This is a genomic window from Cobetia amphilecti, from assembly GCF_020217465.1.
GTDB classification, from domain to species: Bacteria; Pseudomonadota; Gammaproteobacteria; order Pseudomonadales; family Halomonadaceae; genus Cobetia; species Cobetia amphilecti.
Map to the genome: position 1 here is coordinate 412,907 of NZ_CP084115.1, position 21,251 is coordinate 434,157.

General features: G+C 64.7%; 18 protein-coding genes. 15 read left to right on the forward strand and 3 right to left on the reverse strand.

The genetic code is table 11. The annotated features are described in order from the left end of the window. Window positions 1-227: 227 nt before the first annotated feature. Complete coding sequence (locus LCW13_RS01890) at window positions 228-1,139, reverse strand: LysR family transcriptional regulator (protein WP_043333699.1); 912 nt, start codon at window positions 1,137-1,139, stop codon at window positions 228-230. A gap of 611 nt (window positions 1,140-1,750) precedes the next feature. Here LCW13_RS01890 and LCW13_RS01895 point away from each other — a divergent pair. Next, window positions 1,751-2,731: an MliC family protein gene (locus tag LCW13_RS01895; protein WP_167333692.1), complete on the forward strand. Its 981-nt coding sequence runs from the start codon at window positions 1,751-1,753 to the stop codon at window positions 2,729-2,731. A 153-nt stretch (window positions 2,732-2,884) separates the two neighbouring features. Beyond that, on the forward strand, window positions 2,885-3,514 hold the full coding sequence (locus tag LCW13_RS01900) for an FMN-dependent NADH-azoreductase (protein ID WP_043333701.1): 630 nt from the start codon (window positions 2,885-2,887) through the stop codon (window positions 3,512-3,514). Between the two features lie 93 nt (window positions 3,515-3,607). On the opposite strand, the gene LCW13_RS01905 is transcribed toward LCW13_RS01900, so the two are convergent. Together LCW13_RS01905 and LCW13_RS01910 are read right to left on the reverse strand one after the other, a co-directional pair. Further along, window positions 3,608-4,234: an IMPACT family protein gene (locus tag LCW13_RS01905; protein WP_043333702.1), complete on the reverse strand. Its 627-nt coding sequence runs from the start codon at window positions 4,232-4,234 to the stop codon at window positions 3,608-3,610. A 26-nt stretch (window positions 4,235-4,260) separates the two neighbouring features. Beyond that, a complete protein-coding gene (locus LCW13_RS01910; protein WP_043333703.1) occupies window positions 4,261-4,737 on the reverse strand; it encodes a LexA family protein in 477 nt (158 codons plus the stop codon). Window positions 4,738-5,212: 475 nt separating this feature from the next. Here LCW13_RS01910 and ccmA point away from each other — a divergent pair, with 475 nt between their 5' ends. The 13 genes from ccmA (at window position 5,213) to LCW13_RS01975 (ending at window position 21,204) form a co-directional block, all read left to right on the forward strand. Then, the gene (gene ccmA / locus LCW13_RS01915) at window positions 5,213-5,980 is read left to right on the forward strand and encodes a cytochrome c biogenesis heme-transporting ATPase CcmA (protein WP_084589400.1); all 768 of its coding nucleotides are present in this window, start codon (window positions 5,213-5,215) and stop codon (window positions 5,978-5,980) included. Beyond that, entirely contained in the window at window positions 5,977-6,699 is a 723-nt protein-coding gene (gene ccmB, locus LCW13_RS01920) for a heme exporter protein CcmB (protein WP_043333704.1), read from the forward strand. The genes ccmA and ccmB overlap by 4 nt, the downstream gene beginning before the upstream one ends. A 165-nt stretch (window positions 6,700-6,864) precedes the next feature. Then, complete coding sequence (locus tag LCW13_RS01925) at window positions 6,865-7,632, forward strand: heme ABC transporter permease (RefSeq protein WP_153636755.1); 768 nt, start codon at window positions 6,865-6,867, stop codon at window positions 7,630-7,632. Continuing rightward, window positions 7,629-7,895 (forward strand): heme exporter protein CcmD, encoded by a 267-nt coding sequence (gene ccmD / locus LCW13_RS01930; RefSeq protein WP_217485884.1) that lies wholly within the window; start codon window positions 7,629-7,631, stop codon window positions 7,893-7,895. Before LCW13_RS01925 ends, ccmD begins: the two co-directional genes overlap by 4 nt. Before the next feature lie 81 nt (window positions 7,896-7,976). Next, window positions 7,977-8,483 carry a cytochrome c maturation protein CcmE gene (ccmE, locus tag LCW13_RS01935; RefSeq protein ID WP_153635084.1) on the forward strand — a complete coding sequence of 169 codons (507 nt, stop codon included), beginning with the start codon at window positions 7,977-7,979 and terminating at the stop codon, window positions 8,481-8,483. Beyond that, on the forward strand, window positions 8,483-10,483 hold the full coding sequence (locus LCW13_RS01940) for a heme lyase CcmF/NrfE family subunit (protein WP_052384550.1): 2,001 nt from the start codon (window positions 8,483-8,485) through the stop codon (window positions 10,481-10,483). Before ccmE ends, LCW13_RS01940 begins: the two co-directional genes overlap by 1 nt. Then, window positions 10,480-11,058, forward strand: coding sequence for a DsbE family thiol:disulfide interchange protein (locus tag LCW13_RS01945; protein ID WP_052384551.1), 579 nt, complete (start codon window positions 10,480-10,482; stop codon window positions 11,056-11,058). The genes LCW13_RS01940 and LCW13_RS01945 overlap by 4 nt, the downstream gene beginning before the upstream one ends. Then, entirely contained in the window at window positions 11,055-11,618 is a 564-nt protein-coding gene (locus LCW13_RS01950; RefSeq protein ID WP_064503285.1) for a cytochrome c-type biogenesis protein, read from the forward strand. Before LCW13_RS01945 ends, LCW13_RS01950 begins: the two co-directional genes overlap by 4 nt. Further along, window positions 11,615-12,967, forward strand: coding sequence for a c-type cytochrome biogenesis protein CcmI (gene ccmI, locus LCW13_RS01955; RefSeq protein WP_064503286.1), 1,353 nt, complete (start codon window positions 11,615-11,617; stop codon window positions 12,965-12,967). The genes LCW13_RS01950 and ccmI overlap by 4 nt, the downstream gene beginning before the upstream one ends. A 281-nt stretch (window positions 12,968-13,248) precedes the next feature. Then, a complete protein-coding gene (gene smc, locus LCW13_RS01960) occupies window positions 13,249-16,770 on the forward strand; it encodes a chromosome segregation protein SMC (RefSeq protein WP_043333705.1) in 3,522 nt (1,173 codons plus the stop codon). Between the two features lie 260 nt (window positions 16,771-17,030). Further along, complete coding sequence (locus tag LCW13_RS01965) at window positions 17,031-18,296, forward strand: cell division protein ZipA (RefSeq protein ID WP_084589401.1); 1,266 nt, start codon at window positions 17,031-17,033, stop codon at window positions 18,294-18,296. Between the two features lie 422 nt (window positions 18,297-18,718). Further along, window positions 18,719-20,833, forward strand: a complete 2,115-nt coding sequence (gene ligA, locus LCW13_RS01970) for an NAD-dependent DNA ligase LigA (RefSeq protein WP_052384565.1) — start codon at window positions 18,719-18,721, stop codon at window positions 20,831-20,833. Between the two features lie 92 nt (window positions 20,834-20,925). Continuing rightward, window positions 20,926-21,204, forward strand: coding sequence for a YheU family protein (locus LCW13_RS01975; protein WP_043333752.1), 279 nt, complete (start codon window positions 20,926-20,928; stop codon window positions 21,202-21,204). Window positions 21,205-21,251: the final 47 nt, after the last annotated feature.

The window sequence follows — 21,251 nt, forward strand, 5'->3', positions numbered from 1 at the left end:
TTGCGGAATGCTTTCCGCTTGAGATGATAGATGTCAAGAACCGCCCCAGCTCATGCTGGGGCGGTTCTGTTTGTGCTGAAGAAAAGTCTTTTGCGTAGCCGTAGTGATATGGCGCGAACAGGCAGTGATCAGCAGATACACGAAAGCCCCACCAATCGATGCCTTGCGGCCTGTCGAGTGGTGGGGCTTTCGTGTATCTATCCCTCGTAAGCGCTGAGGCTCGGGTATCAGGCAGGCTTCACGCCACTCAGCACCTCGAATGATGTCTCACGGGCGGTACGCAGGAAGTCGTCCATCCACGGCGTGCCGAGCAGATCTTCTCTGACGGCGGCGTAGAGTGTCGCCCAGACACCGTCGCCCAGCGACAGGCCGCGCACGTAATCGCGCGACAGATACTCGGCCAGCGCCCAGTTGGGGAGCGCCGTGACGCCGCGGCCGCTGGCGACCAGCTGCATCATCATCACCGTCATCTCCGCGCTGCGGATCTCGCGCGGGCTCACGTTGGCCGGTTCGAGGAACTGGGTGAAAACGTCCAGGCGATCATGCTCGACCGGATAGATGATCAAGGTCTCGTCACACAGGTCCTGCGGCTCCACATGGCCCTTGATGGCCAGTGCATGCTGGCGTGCCACGGCCAGCATGACCTCATAGCGGAACAGCGGAATGTACTGGATGCCGCTCATCTCCACCGGGTTGGCGGTGATGACCAGGTCCAGCTGCTCGCGGCCCAATGCCTGCAGAGGGGCGAAGCTGTGGCCTGAGGGGATATCGACTTCAATCTCCGGCCAGTGATCGCGGAAGCGATCCACCGTCGGCATCAGCCACTGAAAGCAGCTATGGCACTCGATGGCCATGTGCAGCCGGCCCTGCTCGCTACCCGCCATGCGAGCAATGTCGCGCTCAGCCATGCGGAACTGCGGCAATACCTGCTCTGCCAGCGACAACAGGCGCTGTCCGGCGCGGGTGAACTCCACAGGGCGCGTCTTGCGGATGAACAGCGGCGCGCCCAGGCGCTCCTCGAGGTCCTTCAGCTGATGGGACAGGGCGGACTGGGTGAGGTGGACACGCTCCGCGGCTTCGACCAGCGAGCCAGCATCACGCAGGGCCAGCAGGGTACGCAGATGGCGCAATTCAAGCATGATGAATGGTGCTCATGTTGAGAGGTTGAGAAAGATGTGTTGTGAACGGCAAGTGGAGACAGGCCAGTTGAGACAGGCAAGCCGAGAACGATAAATCGAAAGTCCTGGTGCAAGCCGCGAGCGGGTCAATCACTCCCGCGAGACTGGATCAGTGGGGGAGTGGCAGCGGGATCTCCCCCCTGCCAGGCCACCGCCGTGACGCGCGTCTGCTCGAGAGCGCTCATGACACTGTCTCATATTCATGGCGATTCGCGTATCACTCGGGGCGGCGGAACACGAAGGGCGCTGGAGTCAGGCGCCAGGAGGGTGTCATGCAAGGCCGGCAGGGCACGCGCCTTGTACCCTCAGTGCATTCCCATCCCCACAAGCCCCACTGCGCTTGATAGACTTTGGCAGGGTGCGCCAGGAAGGCCGCCGTCTCCGCCTTGAAGTCCAGCCATGCCGCAGTGTCTCGTCGCGAGAGTGCTGCGCTGCATCTTGTCGTCCGACATGCCCAGGGAGGGTCCATCATGTCACGTCATTGCTGTCGTCTTTTTGCCATTTCCCGTGTGTTGCCCCATAGGTGGGCCGCGAGCCTCACGCCAGGGATGATCGCTGCCGGTCGAGCGGGCTTGCGCCTGTCGCCTCTGGCGGTGCCCCTGCTGCTGGCGGGATGTACCTCCCTGCCGTGGAGTCAGGATGCCGCGTCAGGGACGGATGCTGGCCAGCCGCCGCTGAAGGTGCCAGCCCCCGCACAGGACCCGGGCCCCGTGGTGCATGAGGTGGCGAAGAAACCTGCGCCGCCCAGTGCGGAATCGCTGGGCAAGGCCGCTGCGGTGACCTTGCCCTCCAGCTTTCTGCCACCGCCCCGGGCGAGTGAGTATCAGGTATGGCGCTGTACTCCGGCGCAGGATCTTCTGATGGCCTTCAGCGAAGGCGACGCCGAGGCGTCGCATGACTGGTTGCGACTGTGGTCACGCCGGCATGCCTATACCCTGGAGCGGGTCGTCAGTGCCTCGGGCGAGCGTTATCAGGCCAATGCCGGTGCATCGCCGGCCGAGAAGGCGTCTGGTGGTGTGAAGGTGTTGCCCGGTGAAGAGGGACTGGAGGTGTGGTTCAAGGGTTCCGAGGCGATGCTGCAGAATGCCCGCGGCAATCTGGAATGTGTGCAGGATGATCGGCGCGTGATTCATCCGACGACGCAGAAGCCGCTGTTGGTGGCGCAGGGCAATGAGCCCGGCTGGCAGGTCAGTCTCGACAGCGAGCACAATCTGCTGACGCTGACAGCTATGCAGGGCTTGCTCGAGTCGCCGCACGAGGCGCAGGCATCCGAGCGCTCTGCAGAAGCGGAGGCTGGCGCTCGCTCGTCAGGTGTCCAGGTGGTCAAGCTGCCTTATCGGGTCGCCCGTGAGGCAAATGATAGCCGTGTGCTCAAGGCGCAGCTCCCGGCTGACGGCAAGCAGGGCGAGCCATTGCAGCTGGTGGTCGCGCCGGGCGCCTGCTTCGATTCCATGCAGGGCGCGCCCTATCCACTGACGGCGACCTTGACGATTGCAGGGCAGGAATTGAAGGGTTGTGGCGAGGCGTTCCGTTATCAGTCGGCAGTCGAATAAGGGTGATGACCGACTAATTGTTCGCTTTTTTCGAATGATATAGGCGATTTAAGTCGCTTTTCGTGTGGAATGGTTCATTTATCATGCTGTACATGCGGATCGGGTCGAACACCGTCGACAGGATCGCGCCTCACTTTCATGGAGACCCTCCACATGTCAAAAGCTTCGCTCAATGTCCTGCTGGTGTCTGCTTCCCTGTTCGCCGACAAGGGCAATTCACGTGCGCTGGCCTCATCCTTCGTCAGTGCGCTCGAGGCCTCCGGGCAGCCATTTCAGCTGACGCATCATGATCTGGTCGAGCGTGACCTGCCGCATCTCGATGGCGCGGAAATGCAGGCCTGGATGACGCCGGCGGATGAGCGTAGCGCCGAGCAACGCAAGCTCGCCGCACTGTCCGATGGTTTTCTGGCCGAGCTGAGAGCGGCAGACCTGCTGGTCGTCGCGGCACCGCTCTACAATCTGGGCCTGCCGACGCAGATGAAGGCGTGGTTCGACCGGGTGCTGCGTGCCGGCGAAACCTTCCGCTATACCGAGAAAGGGCCGGTGGGCCTGCTGGAAGGCAAGCAGGCGCTGGTACTGGCGGCGCGTGGCGGCATGTACGCGGGCACTGAAATGGACTCCCAGACACCACATCTGAAATCCATGCTCGGGCTGATGGGCATCACGGATCAGCACTTCGTGTATGCCGAAGGCCTCAGCATGGGCGATGAGCCCAGGGCCGCCTCGCTGGCTGAGGCCAAGGCAGCCATCGCCAATCAGGTGGAAGCCCTGCAGTTCCGCTGAGAGAAGTGAAAGCACGAACGCCATCGCCGCCCGGACAAGGGGTGGCGATGGCGTTCGTGTTTGTGGAGAACCAAAGGGAGTCGCTGGCGCCGGTCAGTCGCGGGAATCGAGCACTTCCAGCGCTCCCTTGAGGCGCGCATGCAGTTCTTCCAGCGGCGGCTGGGCGCCGCCTTGCGGCCAGCCCGCCGTCAACACCACGCCATCGGCACCATAGTCGCTGGCATCCACCGGCACATCGTAGCCGCTCAACCAGTGGCGAACATCGGCCTCATGGGCGAAGCCGACCTTCAGACGCCTGGGCGTGCGCGGCGTGAAGGTCGTGGTGGGCAGGTGCTCGAGCGCCTCGAGCACCGCGCGGCTGTATGCGCGCGCCAGGCCGCCGGTGCCCAGCTTGATACCGCCGAAGTAGCGGATCACCACGCAGGCCACCTGGCCGACGCCACTGCCTTCGAGCACCTGATACATCGGCCTGCCAGCAGTGCCGCCCGGCTCGCCATCATCGGAGAAGCCGATGGCGTTCTGTTCATTGGGCGCCCCGGCGATGAACGCCGTGCAGTGATGGCGTGCGTTGGGGTGGGCGAGATGCGCCTGAGCCAGCAGCCGCGTCATGCCTTCTGGCGTCGGGGCATGGGCCAGCCAAGCGATGAAGCGGCTCTTCTCGATCTCGATGCTGTGTTCATGGTGCGCCTCGGGCGCCAGTGCCGGTATCAGATAGGTCATGGCACCATCTTACCAAAGCGTCACCCTCAGTGAGTGACGGCATTGCCGCGCACCACGCCCATCACCATGCCCAGCACTTCGATATCGGCATTCTTGAGATAGATGGGGGCCATGCTGTCGTTGGCCGGTTGCAGGCGCACGCCGGTCTTCTCGATATACAGCTTCTTCAGCGTCACTTCCTGCTGATTGATCATCACCACGGCAGTCTCGCCATTCTCGGCGCTTTCGCTGCGTTCGATGATGATGATGTCGCCATCATGAATATTGCAGTTGATCATCGAATGGCCGCGCACGCGCAGGGCGTAGGTATTGCGGCGCACCATGCGCGTCGGCACGGCAACCGTACCGCAGTCGGCGATGGCTTCGATGGGCATGCCGGCCGTGATGTTGCCGAGCAGCGGGATATCCATCATGTCGCTGGCGGTGATTTCCTGCCAGGCCTGGTCATTGAGCGGCAGGTTGTGAAGACGCTGAAGGTAGTGCGGAGCGTGAAGACGTGACATGAGCTATCCCCTGATGCCGTGCGGTCGGCGCGGATGGTGCGTCGGCCTGCGGTGCAGCGTGGAGGGTCGTCAGGCTGAGTTCATCTGTCGCCTGCTAGGCTCCGCGAACATGCTGACAACGCGTTGAGCCGACCCGATCAGTCTGTGCCTGCACTCGGCAGGCGTGTGATGAAGGTACTGTATGGATACTGTTTTTGTATACAGTGTCTGCATCATAGCAAGCTCTCGCGAAGTGGCAAGAGGTGAGCGGATCGACCGGCGCCAATCCAGCGAAAGTGTGTCGTATGAATGTGCACCACATGTCGCTGATATATTTCTCGAGTGCTTGACTGCCCGTCATGGCGGGGCTGCGAGGTCAGGCGATCGGCTGCTCGGTGGTCAGTGTCGACCTCAGCTCGTAGAATGGCTCGCAGTGACCCCACGGGGTCTGCCCTTGATGTCGCACTCCGCGACGGCTCAGCCGCGAGAATCCGGGATGCCCAGCCAGCCTGCCAGCGATGAAGTTCGTAGCGCGCCGCCTCTGTTGGCGGTCGTGGCGCTCGGCTGTGAGCGTGATGAGCGCTGGCTGTTCGAGGGGCTGGATCTTTCGCTGCATGCGGGAGAGATCCTGCAGGTCGAGGGCCCCAATGGCAGTGGCAAGACGACCCTGCTCAAGATTCTGTCCGGTCAGTTCCATGACTACGAGGGCGAGGTGCTGTGGCGCGGCCAGCCCACCTCGCGGGTGCGTGACGACTTTCTGGGTTCACTGCTCTATCTGGGTCACCAGCCCGGCATCAAGGGCACCCTGACCGCCTTGGAAAACCTTGCCTGGTATCAGGCGCTTGGCGGTCAACCGCAGGCGAAGGTAGAGGCCCGCCGCGAGCTCGCCTGGGCGGCGCTGGACGCCGTGGGGCTGGCCGGTTTCGAGGATATGCCTGCCCAACAGCTGTCCGCCGGTCAGCAGCGGCGTATCGCATTGGCGCGGCTGCATCTGACGCCGCGCCGGCTGTGGGTGCTCGATGAGCCCTTCACCGCCATCGATCGTGATGGTGTTCAGGCACTGGAGGCATTGCTGCTGGCTCACGCCCAGCGTGGGGGCAGCGTGGTGATGACGACTCATCATCGCTTCTCGCAGGCCTCGCGCTTGCGCCGCCTGTGCCTGGGCGCGAAGGAAGGGGAGAAGGCCGAACAGGGTTCAGAGCAGGGTTCAGAGCAGGGCGTGGGCGGGAAAGACACAGCCTCGACACAAGGCGCCTCGGCATGAACCATGAGCTGCTGACGGCATTGCCCGAGGCCCCGCCCACCAGTTCGCTGGCCGGGGCCTTCAAGGCGACCCTCGCGCGCGACCTGCGTCAGGCGCTGCGCCGACGCAGTGAGCTGATCAATCCGCTGGTGTTCTTCGCCCTGGTGATCACGCTGTTTCCGTTGGGCATCTCCCCGGACAAGGCGCTGCTGGCGACGCTGGCGCCGGGCCTGCTGTGGGTGGCGGCATTGCTGGCGACGCTGCTGTCACTGGACGGTCTGTTCCGGCAGGATCTGGAGGACGGCAGCCTCGAGCAACTGTTGCTGACGCCGCAGCCATTGCCGTTGTTGGTGCTGGCCAAGGTGGCAGGCCACTGGCTGTTGACCGGCCTGCCGCTGGCGCTGATGGCACCCTTGCTGGGCGTTATGCTGGGACTGCCGAGCGGCGCCTTTGGCGTGTTGATCGCCTCGCTGGCGCTGGGCAGCATGAGCCTGTCATTGATCGGCGCGATCGGTGCGGCGCTCACGGTGGGGCTGCGGCGTGGCGGGGTGCTGCTCTCGCTGATCATCCTGCCGCTGTACATTCCGGTGCTGATCTTCGGCGCCGGCGCCGTACAGAGCGCCGTCAACGGCATGCCCAGTCTGGCCCATCTGGCCATTCTGGGCGCGATGCTGGCGCTGGCCCTGCTGCTGGCACCGCTCGCCATCGCCGCCGGACTCAGGCTGAGCATCAATGGCTAGTCCGATCAAGAACTGCATGACGCTGCCCGAGCATTCTCGGGCATTCGCAAGGCTCTTCATTGCCCCTGACAAGAGGCCCGTGTGACCGCCGACTCCGACTCTCCTCAAGCGCCTGCCCGCAAGGTTCGCCCCCGCAAGGGTGGGCTATGGCCGTGGCTGCATCGCATGGGCGCACCGGCGACCTTCTTCGCGGCCAGCCAGCGCTGGCTGCCGTGGCTCTGGGCCCTGGCGATCATGGCGCTGGTGGCCGGCAGTGTCTGGGGGCTGGCCTTCGCGCCCGCCGACTATCAGCAGGGCAACAGCTTCCGCATCATCTATGTGCATGTGCCGGCGGCGATTCTCGCCCAGTCGTGCTTCATGCTGCTGGCGGTGTGTGCGCTCATCTTCCTGGTGTGGAAGATCAAGCTGGCGGACATGGTCGCCACGGCCGCCGCGCCTGTCGGTGCCCTGATGACGGCGCTGGCACTGTTTTCCGGCTCGGTGTGGGGCATCCCCACCTGGGGCACCTGGTGGATCTGGGATGCCCGGCTGACCTCGATGCTGATCCAGCTGTTCCTGTATCTGGGCGTGATCGTGCTGCGTGGCTCCTTCGCCAGCCGTGACAGCGGTTCGCGCGCGGCCTCGATCCTGGCGCTGGTCGGCATGGTCAACATCCCGATCATCAAGTATTCGGTGGACTGGTGGAGCACACTGCATCAACCGGCCACCTTCACGCTCAGCGAAGCGCCGCCGATGCCGGCCAGCATGTGGATTCCCTTGCTGATGATGGTGATCGGCTTCTACGCCCTGTTCGGCGCGCTGGTGCTGATGCGCACGCGGGTCGAGGTGCTGAGACGCGAGAGTCGCAAGCAGTGGGTGCGTGATCTGCTGAGTCCGTCTTCGCGTGCGCGCCCCGACGCTGCGGTGGTCGCGACAGAAGGGGACAAGTCATGAACCTGCCGGGCATCGCTTTCTCGAGTGTCAGCGAGTTCTTCGCCATGGGCGGCCATGCGCTGTATGTGTGGTCGGCCTGGGGGCTGACGGCGGCGTGTCTGGTGGGGCTGGTGATCGCCACGCGGCTGTCGCGTCGCGCGCTGGAGGCGGATATCCGTCGCCGGCTGCGCCGTGACGCTTCTCGTCATTCTTCGCACCCTGCTTCACACCGCGCTTCGCATCGTTCGTCACATCAGGCTTCGCGCCACAGCTCTCGTGATTGAATCTGTTTTCTCCCTCCCGCGGCGGTTGTCCCGCCGGCCGCGAGAGGCTTGACCGTCCCTTGCCCTGATCGAGCCCTGACCATGACTCCCAAACGCAAGCAGCGCCTGTATATCGTCACGGCCATCGTGCTGCTGGCCGCCCTCGCGGTGGGCCTGACCCTCTATGCCCTGCGCGCCAACATCAACGCCTTCTATACCCCGACGCAGATCGCCACCGGCGAAGCGCCCCAGGGGCGGCAGATCCGTGCGGGCGGCATGGTGCGTGATGGCAGTGTCAGGCGCGACAACGAGACGCTGGATGCCATCTTCACCGTCACGGATTTCGATCATGACGTGACGGTGCATTATCAGGGCATCCTGCCGGACCTGTTCCGTGAAGGGCAGGGCGTGGTGGTGATGGGCACCTTCGATGGTGAGCATCTCGAGGCCAGCGAGGTGCTGGCCAAGCATGACGAGAAGTACATGCCGCCGGAGGTGTCGGAGGCGCTGAAGGCCTCCGGGCGTGATGTGTCTGGTAACAGGACGGGCAACCTGACCAGCGACAGCAGCGCAGCCAAGGCCGCGCTCGATCCGCAGGAGACCCCGTGATGGTGACGCAACTGTTGCCGGAAATCGGCCACTTCGCGCTGATTCTGGGCGCCTGTCTGGCCTGTGTGCAGGCGGTCGTACCGCTGGCGGGGGCCAGTACGCGCCGTCCGCTGTGGATGAGCTTCGCCCAGCCGATGGCCTGGGGGCAGTTCCTGTTCGTGCTGATCGCCTATGCCTGCCTGACCGCAAGCTTCCTGCTGGATGATTTCAGCGTCGCCTACATCGCCAACAACTCCAACAGCCAGCTGCCGTGGTACTTCAAGTTCAGCGCCGTGTGGGGCAGCCACGAGGGCTCGGTGCTGCTGTGGAGCCTGATACTGGCCGGCTGGGGCTTTGCCGTCTCGCTGGGCGCGCGCCATCTGCCGCGCGACATGCTGGCACGGGTGCTGGGCATCATGGGGCTGATCTCCACCGGCTTCATGGCCTTCGTGCTGCTGACCTCCAATCCCTTCGCGCGCCTGCTGCCGGACATGCCGGCTGACGGCGCGGACCTCAATCCGCTGCTGCAGGACATCGGGCTGATCATCCATCCGCCGATGCTCTACATGGGCTACGTGGGCTTCTCGGTGGCGTTCGCGTTCGCGATGGCGGCACTGATGGGCGGGCGTCTCGATGCGGCCTGGGCACGCTGGGCGCGCCCCTGGACCAACATCGCCTGGGCCTTCCTTACCGTCGGCATCGCGCTGGGCAGCTGGTGGGCCTACTACGAGCTCGGCTGGGGCGGCTGGTGGTTCTGGGACCCGGTCGAGAACGCCTCCTTGATGCCGTGGCTGGCCGGTACCGCCCTGATCCACTCGCTGGCGGTCACCGAGAAGCGCGGCGCCTTCAAGAGCTGGACGGTACTGCTGTCGATCTTCGCCTTCTCGCTGTCACTGCTGGGCACCTTCCTGGTGCGCTCCGGCGTGCTGACCTCGGTGCACGCCTTCGCCAGTGACCCCGATCGCGGGCTGTTCATTCTGGTACTGCTCGGCATCACCGTCGGTGGTTCGCTGCTGCTGTTCGCGCTGCGTGCACCGCGTGTGCGTTCGACGCTGGGCTTTCACTGGCTGTCGCGGGATGCCTTCCTGCTGGTCAACAATCTCGTGCTGCTGGTGATGATGGTCACCGTGCTGCTGGGCACCCTCTATCCGCTGGTGCTGGATTCGCTGGGGCTGGGCAAGATCTCGGTGGGCCCGCCGTACTTCAATGCGCTGTTCGTGCCGCTGACCACGCTGCTGTGCGCCTTCATGGGCCTCGGGCCGGCCTCGCGCTGGAAGCAGATGCCGGGGCGCGAGCTTACGCGTCGTCTGGCGCTGGCCGGCAGCGCGGCACTCGTCATCGGCGGCCTGCTGCCGCTGACGCTGGATATCGAGTGGAGCTTCTCGGTGGCGCTCGGGCTGATCATCGCGCTGTGGGTGGTGCTGCCTCTGCTGCGCGACCTGTGGGACAAGAGTGCCTCGAAGGCGGGGCGCTGGGCGGGGCTCAAGCGCCTCACGCCCAGCTACTGGGGCATGCAGCTGGCGCATCTTGGGCTGGCGGTGACCATCGTCGGCGTGACGCTGGTCTCCAATACCGAGGTCGCCGAGAACGTGCGCATGGTGCAGGGCAAGGAAGTCAGCGTGGGCGGCTATCAGTTCCGCATGACCGAACTTGGTGAATATCGCGGCCCCAACTACCTGTCGGACCGCGCCACGGTGGAAGTCAGCCGTGATGGCAAGGCGGTGACGACACTGCATCCCGAGAAGCGTCTGTTCCTGGCCAGCGGCATGCCGATGACCGAGACCGCGCTCGATGCCGGCTTCACCCGTGACCTCTACGTCGCCATGGGTGAGAAGCTGGATGACGACAGCTGGGCGGTACGCATCCAGGTCAAACCCTTCGTGCGCTGGCTGTGGCTGGGCGCCCTGCTGATGGGGGCGGGCGGCGTGATCGCCGTGCTGGATCGCCGTTATCGCCGCCGTGTCGAGGCCAGCACGGCGTCTGACACCCGCTCCCTCGCCACGCAGGAGGCTCGCCCATGAATGTTCGTCGTCTGGTGCTGTTCGTGCCGCTGGTGGTCGTGGTGGGGCTGGGTGCCTTCCTCTACCAGCGCCTCGATGATGACCCCTATGCACGGGACTCCGCGCTGCTGTCGCGGCCCTTCCCCGAATTCTCGCTCAGCACCTTGAGTGATCCGCAGTCGCGCCTCGATGCCTCGCTGCTCAAGGGGCAGGTCAGCCTCGTCAACGTCTGGGGCGAGTGGTGCCCGACCTGCAAGCACGAGATGCCGCAGCTGCTGGATCTCGCCAGCCGCGGCGTGCATATGGTCGGCGTCGACTACAAGGACACCCGCGCCAAGGGCCGTCAGTTCCTGGAGGAATTCGGCAACCCGTTCAGCGTCAATCTGTTCGATCCCGACGGCACGCTGGGCTTTGATCTCGGCGTCTATGGGGCACCGGAAACCTTCCTGGTCGATGCCGAGGGCGTGATCCGCTATCACCACACCGGCTACATCCGGCCCGAAGATGTCCGCGACGTCATCCTGCCGACGCTGGAGCGCATCGCGGAGCCCGCGACTAACGCCGCCAGCACGCCCGATGAGGAGGCCAGCTCATGAAATCCGTGCTCAGGAGTTTCGCCATCCCGCTGGTGCAGGCGCTGGTGGTGCTGATGTTTCTTGCCTGGCTGTCAGCCGGCAAGGCGCAGGCCGCCATCGAGATGCATCAGTTCGACAATCCGGTGCTGCAGAAGCGCTACGACAGCCTGACCGCCGCGCTGCGCTGCCCCAAGTGTCAGAACCAGGCGATCGGTGACTCGGACTCCCCCATCGCCGGTGACATGCGCCAGAACGTGGCGGACCTGCTCAAGGACGGCCGCAGTGACAGCGACATCCAGAATTTCATGGTCGCGCGCTTCGGCGAGTACGTGCTCTACAACCCGCGCCTCGATGGGCGCACCTGGCTGCTGTGGGGCGGTCCCGCTGTCCTGATTCTGCTCGGCTTGCTGGTCGTGACGCTGATCGTGCGCGCCCGGCGACGTGCGCGTGTGCGTGCGCTGGATGATGATGAGCAGGCGCGCCTGTCGGCACTGCTTGCTACGCACCGCCAGTCCATTGATGAGCAGCCTGGTGATGAGCAGCCCGGCGCTGGGCAACACACTGCCAAGGAGCGCTCATGATCCTGTTATGGCTGGCGATTGCCGTGCTGTTGATTCCCGCCGGCTGGCTGCTGTTGCTGCCGTTGCGGCGGGCGCGTCGCGTGCATGCCGATCAGCAGGCGTTCGAGGACTACGACAGCCTCGGCGCCGAGAACGTGCGTGTCTATCGGCGTCGACTGGCCTCACTGGAGCGCGGCCATGCGCGTGGCGAGCTGGATGACACGGCGCTGGCGGAAGGGCGGGTCGAGCTGGAACGCAGCCTGCTGGAAGACGCCGAATCCCTCAAGCGCTCTCCGCTCAAGGCGGCCAGCAGTGGCCGTGTGCTGGTGCCCGTGTTGCTGGTGGCGATGGTGGCGGGCTCGCTCTACTGGTATCAGCGCGAAGGCGCGAGCGGGGACCTGGCGCTGGCGCAGGCGATTGCCGCCACGCCGATCCACGATGCTGCCAGCTTCGAGGCGCGCATCGCCCGGCTGCGCGCCGAGGCCGAGGCCCAGCCCGACAACGCCAAGGTGTGGATGGCGCTGTTCCCGCTCTACCGCGATGCCGGACGTCTCGATGAGGCCATGCAGTCGCTCGAGGCGTTGATCACGCTCGAAGGCCGCGTGCCTGCGCTGATCGCGCAGCTGGCGCAGCTCAAGTTCTTCGCGGCCCAGCGCACCCTGACCGATGAGGTCCAGGCGCTGGTCGATGAAGTGCTGGCGGCCGATCCGCGTCAGCCGACGGTACTCGGCCTGCTCGGGATCGAGGCCTTCGATCATGCCCGCTATCCCGAGGCGATCGATTACTGGCGCAAGGCGATTGCCGGCTTCGAGAATCCCGATGCCGCCAAGGCGCTGCGCGAAGGTATCAAGGCCGCGCGCCAGCGCATGGCCAGCGCCGGTGATGTCGATACCTCGGTCGCCCTGGCCAACTCGGTCGCGCCAGAGCAAGGCTCGGCGGCTGATCAGGACAGCAAGGAGGGCGCCGCACGTCTGACGCTCAAGGTGTCACTGGACCCGGCGCTCGAGGCGCAGTTGGCGGCGATGCCGGTCAGTGCCGAAGCGGCGACCCTGTACATCGTGGCGCGTGATGGCGAAGGCAAGCTGCCGCCGCTGGCAGTGGTGCGCACCACCGCGGACAAGCTGCCGCTGACGCTCACTCTGTCGGACGACAACGCCATGGCCCCGATGGCGCGGCTCTCGATGGCCGAGCGCGTCACGCTCGTGGCGCGTATCTCCGCTTCCGGGCAGCCGACGGCCCAGCCGGGGGATCTCGAAGGCAAGCTCGAGAATGTCATCGTCACGCGCAGTGCCGATGCCGATGACGAGAAGGGCACTGATGCGACACAGGCGCCGCTGGCACTGCGCATCGATCACCGCGTCACTCAGTAAGCTGCGATTGGCCTTATATCCCGCGCGATGACGGCTTCGTTTGTCATTGCGCCGGTTGGGGCCATCGCCGCTTTTGGGTAGACTGCGCGCTGGTTTTTCGAAAATACCCTCGATGACCGGCTGTCTCGTCGTAAGGACATGTTTACCTTGCGGCGGTGCGGGCTCTTCTCGAAAGGTCTGCGACGCCGCGGTATTTCAGGTTTTCCTGCGTCAGAGCTTCTTTCTCCAGAACTTATTTCTTCAGACCTTCTTTCTCCAGACTCAAGGACGCGCCAGGCGCAATGCGGCTCAAATCGATCAAGCTGGTCGGCTTCAAATCCTTCGTCGATCCGGTCACCGTGCCCTTCGACAGCAACATGACGGCGATTCTCGGCCCCAACGGCTGTGGGAAATCGAACGTCATCGATGCTGTGCGCTGGGTGATGGGCGAGTCCAGCGCCAAGAACCTGCGCGGCGAGTCGATGACGGACGTCATCTTCAATGGCTCCACCGGGCGCAAGCCGGTGGGGCAGGCCTCCATCGAGCTGACCTTCGACAATGCCGACGGCAGCCTCGGGGGCGCCTGGTCCGAGTACGCCGAGATAGCGGTCAAGCGTCTGGTGACGCGCGATGGCCAGTCCGGCTACTTCCTCAATGGCCAGAAATGTCGCCGGCGTGATATCGCCGACGTCTTCCTCGGCACCGGCCTCGGGCCGCGCTCCTACTCCATCATCGGTCAGGGCATGATCTCGCAGCTGATCGAGGCGCGCCCGGATGACCTGCGCAGCACCCTCGAGGAAGCCGCGGGCATCTCCAAGTACAAGGAGCGCCGCCGCGAGACCGAGAATCGCATGAAGCGCACCCAGGAAAACATGGAGCGCCTGGATGACCTGCGTGAGGAGCTCGACAAGCAGCTCGAGCGCCTCAAGCGTCAGGCCGAGGCCGCCAAGCGCTATCAGACCCTCAAGCAGGACGAATATCGCCTCAAGGGCGAGCTGGCCGTGCTGCGTCGGCGGGGCCTGCGTGCGCAGCAGCGCGAGCAGCAGTCACGCGTCGCGGAGCTGGAAACCGGCGTCGAGCGCGAGATTCTCGGTCAGCGTCAGTGCGAGAGCCAGCTGGAAGAGCAGCGCTATCAGCACGACGAGCTGGCCGGTGAGCTGGAAACCCATCAGGCCGCCTTCTATGAGACCGGCGCCCAGATCGCGCGTATCGAGCAGAGCCTCGAGCACGCTCGCACCCGTGAGCAGCAGCTGGCGGCGGACCTCGAGATGGCCAGGCGTGAGCTGAGCGACATCCAGCGCGTCGAGGGTGAGGACGGCGAGCGCCTCGAGATGATCGATGCGCGCCTGGAAGACATCGCCCCGGAACTCGAGCTGGCCCGCGAGACCCTCGATGGGCTCGAGCTGTCATTGGATGAGGCCGAAGAGCGCCGCCAGGACAGCCAGAGCGAGTGGGAGCGCTTCAGTCAGGCCGACAACGAATCCCAGCGTGGCGCCGAGCGGGCCCAGAGCGAGATCCAGCAGCTCGAGAATGCCATCGCCGACGCCGAGCGCCAGCGCGAGCGCCGTCGCCAGCAGCTGGCGGAGCTGCCGGATGTCGCCGAGTTGCGTGAAGCCCGCGAGGAGCTGCGCGAGCAGCTTGATGAATTGTCGCTCAGCGGCGAATCACTGGAGTCGCGCCGCGAGCAGGCCAGTGAAGCCCGTGAGCAGGCCCAGGCCGATCGTCTGGCGCTGGATGGAGAGCGCGATCAGCTGCGCCAGCGTCGCAACGTCTTACAGGGTGAGAAAGCCTCGCTTGAGGCACTGATCGACGCGGCGCTGCGTGACGACGATGACAGCCTGGCGAGCCATCTGGAGCAGCATGGGCTCGCCGAGACCCCGGCGCTGGCCGAGGGGCTCGAGGTCGCCGAGGGCTGGGAATCGGCCAGCGCCTGGGTGCTGGGGCCCTTCCTCAAGGCGCGTCTGGCGGCGAGCGAGCCGTCGCGGCTGGCTACGCTGATGGACGAGCTGCCCGGCGGCGAGCTGTTGCTGGTCGATGGCACGCCGGCGTCCAGCGCGGCAGCCCGCCCCGCTGGCACCCTGGCGGCGCAGGTGAGCGGCGCGGATGCCTTGGCCGGTTGGCTGGCCAGCATCCACTGTGTCGAGTCGCAGGCAGCCGCCTGGGCCAGGCGTGATTCGCTGGCCGCGCACGAGAGCGTGCTGACCCCGGATGGCCTGTGGCTGGGGCAGGGCTGGAGCCGCCGTCAGGTGGCCGGTGAACGTGCCGATAGTGTCATCGCCCAGCGGGCGCGCCTCGAGCAGGTCGTGCTGGAGCTCGAGTCACTGGACGAGCGTCTCGAGGAGATCGAGACGCGTCTGGCCGCAGCCGCCGAACAGATTGCCGGCGCCGAGCAGCAGCTCGAGCATCTGCGCGTCGAAGAGCGGGAGCTTGGCGAGCGCCAGCGTGAACTCAGTCTCAAGGAGGCCGGCATCGCCAGCCGCCTGGAGCATGTCGATGGCCGCGCTCGTGAGCTGGATGAGGAGCTCGAGCAGCTGGCGGAAACGCGCGAGACTCAGGCCCTGACGCTGGAGGAGGCGCGCGAGCGCTGGCAGCAGGCATTGGAGGCGGTCGAGAACAATGCCCAGTCGCGCGAGTCGCTGGAGCGTTCACGGCGCGAACATCAGGAGGCGCTGGCCGGGCTGCGTGCCCAGCTGGCGCCCGCGCGTGAGCAGGTCAATCGTCTCGACATGGAGTGTCAGCGCCTGACCACCGAGCGTGACGGCATGCAGGGCCAGCGCATGCGAGCCGTCGAGCAGCGCGAGAAGCTCACCGAGCGCATCGAGATGCTCGAGGCCAGCCGCGAAGAAGCCTCACTGCCGCAGGAAGAAGAGCGCGAAAAGCTCGAGATGCTGCTCGAGACGCGTCTGTATCAGGAAACCAAGCTCAACGCCTGTCGTGACAAGACTCATGAATTGGTCGAACAGATGCGTCAGGCGGAACAGTCGCGTCAGACTCATGAGCGCAATCTCGAGGGGATTCGCCAGCGCCTCGAGGAAGGCCGCATGCAGGTGCAGGCGCTGACCCTCAAGGGCGATGCGCAGGACGAGCAACTGGTGGAACTGGGCTATGACGAGGCGGCGATCACGCAGCTCGAGGACGAGCTGGACCCCAATGCCACCGAATCGGCCTGGAGTCACAACCTCGAGCAGATCGGTGAGCGCATCAAGCGGCTGGGGGCCATCAACCTGGCGGCCATCGAGGAATACGACCAGCAGGCCGAGCGTCGCAACTATCTGGAAGCCCAGCATGCCGAGCTGAGCGAAGCGCTGGAGACCCTCGAGCGCGCCATCCGCAAGATTGACCAGGAAACACGGGTGCGCTTCAAGGACACCTTCGACAAGGTCAATGCTGGAATCCAGGCGCTTTTCCCCAAGATCTTCGGTGGCGGGGCCGCGTGGTTGACGCTGACAGGTGATGATTTGCTGGAGACGGGGGTCGCGATCATGGCGCGGCCACCGGGCAAGAAAAACTCCACCATTCACCTGCTGTCAGGCGGCGAGAAGGCACTGACGGCACTGGCGCTGGTCTTCGCCATCTTCCAGCTCAATCCGGCCCCGTTCTGCATGCTCGATGAGGTGGATGCACCGCTGGATGATGCCAACGTCGGACGCTATGCGAGGCTGGTGAAGGAGATGTCGGAAAGCGTACAGTTCATCTATATCACCCATAACAAGATCGCCATGGAAGCGGCAGATCGGCTGATGGGTGTCACCATGCAGGAACCCGGCGTCTCGCGCCTTGTCTCTGTAGGGATAGAAGAAGCTGCCGTGCTTGCCGAAGCGTGAGGGAAAAGCCGTTCAGGAGGGCAAGGTCATCCTCCGGCGCGGTAGCCAGTGGCCGCCTTGGCGGCCTAGTTGGCAAGATCGTGTTGCATCTAGAGATCGAAAGCACTACGAGTTTGCGTCATAGTGTCAGTCAGGGATAATTGAAGGGCGATTGCGCAGGTCACCACCACAGGATTGACATTCGAAAAAATGTCCCCTTTTTCTGCAATCGCGCTATGCTGTTCACGTGCATGGTGCCCAAGCAAACAGGCTAATGACCCATGGAATTGAGAGAGTGGCTCATCTTGTTGGGGTTGGTGCTGGTCGCAATCATCGTCGTTGACGGTGTGCGCAGGCTCCAACGTCAACGTCGAGTACCCCGACTGGATCGAGCGGGTACAGAGGATTCCACCGACGATGCGGGCAATCCCGCGGTGGAAGAAGAGGAAGAACGTGACAACTGGGAGCTGCCGAACGGCGGCTACCGGGTGGTTGGCGATTCCGAGACGCATGCCGAGGCCGAGGAAGATGTCGTGCTCGACAATGCGCACGGCATCAAGGCCTCGCGGGTGACTCAACCGAGTCGTCCGGCGCAGCCCATGGAGCGTCGTGAAGCGCCGGAGCGCAAGGGCTTCGGCGAGCGTGCGGCTGCCTTCGGTGCACGTGCCAGCCAGTCGATGCGCGACGTGACGGCCAGTCTGGGCGCACGGCGTGATGATGAGCATGAGCACGACGATGCGCATCGTGAGCCCGTGCTCGGCAGCGCCTCCAGTGAGCAGGCCGAGACGGCGCGCGAAGACGACTTCCATGAGAAGCCGGTGATCACTGCCGAGGACGACAGCATCAGCGTCTCCTCCACCCAGGCCGATGATCTCGAGCCGATGGCCGAGATCGAGGAAGGTCAGGATGTCAGGACTGAGGCGTCCTCCGCTGGCAAGCCGGCCGATGTCGCCAGCAGTGCTTCCCAGCGCCAGGAACCTTCACTGGAAGCGGCCACAGCGCCTGCTGCCGATGCGACAGCCCCCGAGGATGATCGTCATCCGCTGGTGCTGCGTGCCGAACGCAATCAGGTCGATGACCAGCTCGCACGTGACACCCTGGCCGATGCCAGTGAAGTCATCATCATCTCGGTGATGGCGCGTGGCGATGAAGGCTTCAGTGGTGAAGACGTGCTGGGCATCTCGCTGGCCTGTGGTCTGCGTCATTCCGAGATGGGGCTGTTCCTGCGCCACGAGGAAGATGACGACGACAGCCCGCTGCAGTTCGCGATGGCCAACGTGGTCAAGCCGGGCATCTTCAAGCCGGCCGAGATGGTGGACAGCCAGCTGGATGGCGTCACCTTCCTGATGCCGCTGCCGGGCGCGGACGACACCTCCGCCGCCTTCGAGACCATGGTCGAGATCGCCATGCTGCTGGTGCGTCGTCTGGGCGGTGAGCTGAAAGACGAGAACCACAGCGTGATGACGGCCCAGACCATCGAGTTCAAGCGCCAGCAGGTGCATGAGTTCGAGCGTCGCAATCGTCTGCATCGCTACCAGGCCAACTGATCGACTCCCCAGCCATTCTCTGAGTCGACCAGTCATGCCAGAACGCCAACGGCGACCTTCGGGTCGCCGTTGGCGTTTGCGTATCCTGCCGACCTCTTGCAGCCTTTGACGCTCCCTGCCAGTCGCCCGAAGTGCTTGAATGTGTGGCCTGTCGATCACATTGAGTACAATGGCAGCATCAAGGCGACCCCTCTGCCTGCAAGCCTTTGCAAGCTCTTGCAAGTGCGTCAGGTCGGAGGGTTCGCCACCCGTTTTCAGGTCGCTCAGCGCTGCCTTCTGGCAGTGCTGGCGAGCCACTGTTTCGAGTGAGTGTCATGTCAGCCCAGGATGATCTGTTTTCGGCGCCTGCCGATGATTCCAACGCCTCGAGCGCTTCCCGCTCCGCGGAACCGGCCGTGGTGGAAGGCGTGCCTGCCAAGGTGATGGAGGAGGTCGCGCAGCTGCATCGCGAGCTGCTTGAGGCCAGCCACCGCTATTACGTGCTGGATGATCCGACGCTGACCGATGCCGACTACGACACGCGCCTGCGTCGCCTCGAGGCGCTGGAAGCCAAATATCCCCAGCTGATCACCTCGGAATCGCCCACCCAGCGTGTCGGAGCCGCGCCGGCCAGCGGGTTTGAAGAAGTGCAGCATGCGGTGCCGATGCTGTCGCTCAACAACGCCTTCGATGACGATGAGTTGCGCGCCTTCGTGCAACGTGCGGCGAAAACGCTGGAGCTGGGAGATGCTCAGGATGCGGGTGACGAGCTGAGCTTCTGCTGCGAGCCCAAGCTCGATGGCCTGGCCGTGTCGCTCATCTACGAGAATGGCGTGCTGGTGCAAGGCGTGACGCGCGGCGATGGCCGCACCGGCGAAGGTATCACCACCAACCTGCGCACCATCCGCTCGATCCCGCTCAAGCTGCGGGGTGATGATCTGCCGGAGCTGCTGGAAGTGCGCGGCGAGGTCTACATGAGCCACGCTGGCTTCGAGGCGCTGAACGCGCGCGGCCGCGACGAGGATGGCAAGGTGTTCGCCAACCCGCGCAATGCCGCCGCCGGCAGCCTGCGCCAACTGGATTCCAATATCGCCGCCTCGCGTCCGCTGGAATTCTGCGCCTATCAGGTCGCGCGGGTGGACGATGCGCTGCTCGCTAGCGAGGCCGGTCAGAATCATTCCGGTCTGATGGCGCTGCTCAACGACTATGGCTTCCGCACCAGCCCGCAGCTTGAGGTGGTGCGCGGTGCTCAGGGCATCATCGACTACACCCGCCGCCTCGGCGAGCAGCGTGATGGCCTCGACCACGACATCGATGGCGCGGTCATCAAGCTCGATGCACTGCGTCTGCAGCGTGAACTGGGCTTCGTGGCGCGCGCGCCGCGCTGGGCCATCGCCTACAAGTACCCGGCGCAGGAACAGGAAACCACCCTGGAGGGCGTCGATTTTCAGGTCGGACGCACTGGCGCGCTGACGCCGGTCGCCCGACTGGCACCGGTGCAGGTCGCCGGTGTGGTGGTCTCCAACGCCACACTGCACAACATGGACGAGGTGGAACGTCTCGGCGTGCAGATCGGTGACAGCGTCATCATTCGGCGCGCCGGCGATGTCATCCCACAGGTGGTGCGGGTCGCCAGCGAAGGCGCCAGCCGCGAAGCCATCGTGCTGCCGGACGGCTGCCCGGTGTGTGGCTCCGAGATCGAGCGCCTCGAAGGCGAGGTGGTGGCACGCTGCGCGGGCGGACTGATCTGCGCCGCGCAGCGCAAGGAAGCCCTCAAGCACTTCTCCAGTCGCAAGGCGCTGGATGTCGATGGCCTCGGCGAGAAGCTGATCGAGCAGCTGATCGAGCGTGAGCTGGTCAAGACGCCGGCGGACCTGTTCCACCTGGAAGCTGCCACGCTCGCCGAGCTGCCGCGCATGGGCGAGAAGTCCGCCGCCAATCTGGTCGCCTCGCTGGACAAGAGCCGCAACACCACCCTGGCGCGTTTCATCTACGCCCTCGGCATTCGGGAAGTCGGTGAAGCCACCGCCGCGAATCTGGCCACGCACTTCGGCACCTTGGAAGCGCTGCGTGCAGCGGATCAGGCCGCGCTGGAGGCAGTGGAAGATGTCGGCCCCATCGTCGCCGCGCATATCCATACCTTCTTCCAGCAGCCGACCAACAACGAGACGCTGGAAGCGTTGCTCGCCTGTGGCCTGAGCTGGGAAGAGGTCGAGATCGGTGAGCGCCCCCAGCCGCTGGCAGGCCAGACCTGGGTGCTGACCGGCAGCCTCGACAGCATGACGCGTGATGAAGGCAAGGCGCGTCTGCAGGCGCTGGGCGCCAAGGTGGCGGGCAGTGTCTCGAAGAAGACCGCCGGTGTGGTCGCCGGCGAGGCAGCGGGCAGCAAGCTCGAGAAAGCCATGCAGCTGGGCCTCACGGTGCTGGACGAAGAGACCTTCGTGAAGCGCCTGGCCGAATGGGAATCCGGTGCTGATGCACAGCAGGACAATCCGCAAGACAGTGCGCAAGCCAATGTGCAAGACAGTGCGCAGGACAGCGCGGGAGAGGATGCATGAGTACGGATACGCTGAACGATGCACCGCAGGCGGCGTCACGCCACCCTGATGATGGACAGGAGCTACCCATGAGCCAGATGCCACTTGATCAGATGGACCCGCGGGACCGCTTCATCGAGGTACCGCAGACCATGCTGCCCGCCGATACACGGCGCGCCCTGCTGGAAGCCTTCGTCACCCGTCAGGGCTATGACACCACCGATGTCGGCGAAGGCATGGCCGGCTGGGTCGCGGAGCTGGAAGGCCAGCTGTCACGCGGCAAGCTGTTGATCGTCCATGACATCGGCACCGAATCCACCGAGGTGATGACGCTGGAACAGTGGCAGTCCTTCGGTCGCCAGCTGGCGGACGATGAGGAAGAGGGCGACTGAGCCCAGCCAGCGGTCATGATGTGTGGAGCATGCCCTGATCCTTACCC

Excerpts from the sequence above, each read along its gene's own strand:
- LCW13_RS01890 (WP_043333699.1), bottom strand. The coding sequence starts at position 1,139 with ATGCTTGAATTGCGCCATCTGCGTACCCTGCTGGCCCTGCGTGATGCT.
- LCW13_RS01900 (WP_043333701.1), top strand. The coding sequence starts at position 2,885 with ATGTCAAAAGCTTCGCTCAATGTCCTGCTGGTGTCTGCTTCCCTGTTC.
- LCW13_RS01905 (WP_043333702.1), bottom strand. The coding sequence starts at position 4,234 with ATGACCTATCTGATACCGGCACTGGCGCCCGAGGCGCACCATGAACAC.
- LCW13_RS01910 (WP_043333703.1), bottom strand. The coding sequence starts at position 4,737 with ATGTCACGTCTTCACGCTCCGCACTACCTTCAGCGTCTTCACAACCTG.
- ccmA (WP_084589400.1), top strand. The coding sequence starts at position 5,213 with ATGCCCAGCCAGCCTGCCAGCGATGAAGTTCGTAGCGCGCCGCCTCTG.
- ccmB (WP_043333704.1), top strand. The coding sequence starts at position 5,977 with ATGAACCATGAGCTGCTGACGGCATTGCCCGAGGCCCCGCCCACCAGT.
- LCW13_RS01925 (WP_153636755.1), top strand. The coding sequence starts at position 6,865 with ATGGGCGCACCGGCGACCTTCTTCGCGGCCAGCCAGCGCTGGCTGCCG.
- ccmD (WP_217485884.1), top strand. The coding sequence starts at position 7,629 with ATGAACCTGCCGGGCATCGCTTTCTCGAGTGTCAGCGAGTTCTTCGCC.
- ccmE (WP_153635084.1), top strand. The coding sequence starts at position 7,977 with ATGACTCCCAAACGCAAGCAGCGCCTGTATATCGTCACGGCCATCGTG.
- LCW13_RS01940 (WP_052384550.1), top strand. The coding sequence starts at position 8,483 with ATGGTGACGCAACTGTTGCCGGAAATCGGCCACTTCGCGCTGATTCTG.
- LCW13_RS01945 (WP_052384551.1), top strand. The coding sequence starts at position 10,480 with ATGAATGTTCGTCGTCTGGTGCTGTTCGTGCCGCTGGTGGTCGTGGTG.
- LCW13_RS01950 (WP_064503285.1), top strand. The coding sequence starts at position 11,055 with ATGAAATCCGTGCTCAGGAGTTTCGCCATCCCGCTGGTGCAGGCGCTG.
- ccmI (WP_064503286.1), top strand. The coding sequence starts at position 11,615 with ATGATCCTGTTATGGCTGGCGATTGCCGTGCTGTTGATTCCCGCCGGC.
- smc (WP_043333705.1), top strand. The coding sequence starts at position 13,249 with ATGCGGCTCAAATCGATCAAGCTGGTCGGCTTCAAATCCTTCGTCGAT.
- LCW13_RS01965 (WP_084589401.1), top strand. The coding sequence starts at position 17,031 with ATGGAATTGAGAGAGTGGCTCATCTTGTTGGGGTTGGTGCTGGTCGCA.
- ligA (WP_052384565.1), top strand. The coding sequence starts at position 18,719 with ATGGAGGAGGTCGCGCAGCTGCATCGCGAGCTGCTTGAGGCCAGCCAC.
- LCW13_RS01975 (WP_043333752.1), top strand. The coding sequence starts at position 20,926 with ATGGACCCGCGGGACCGCTTCATCGAGGTACCGCAGACCATGCTGCCC.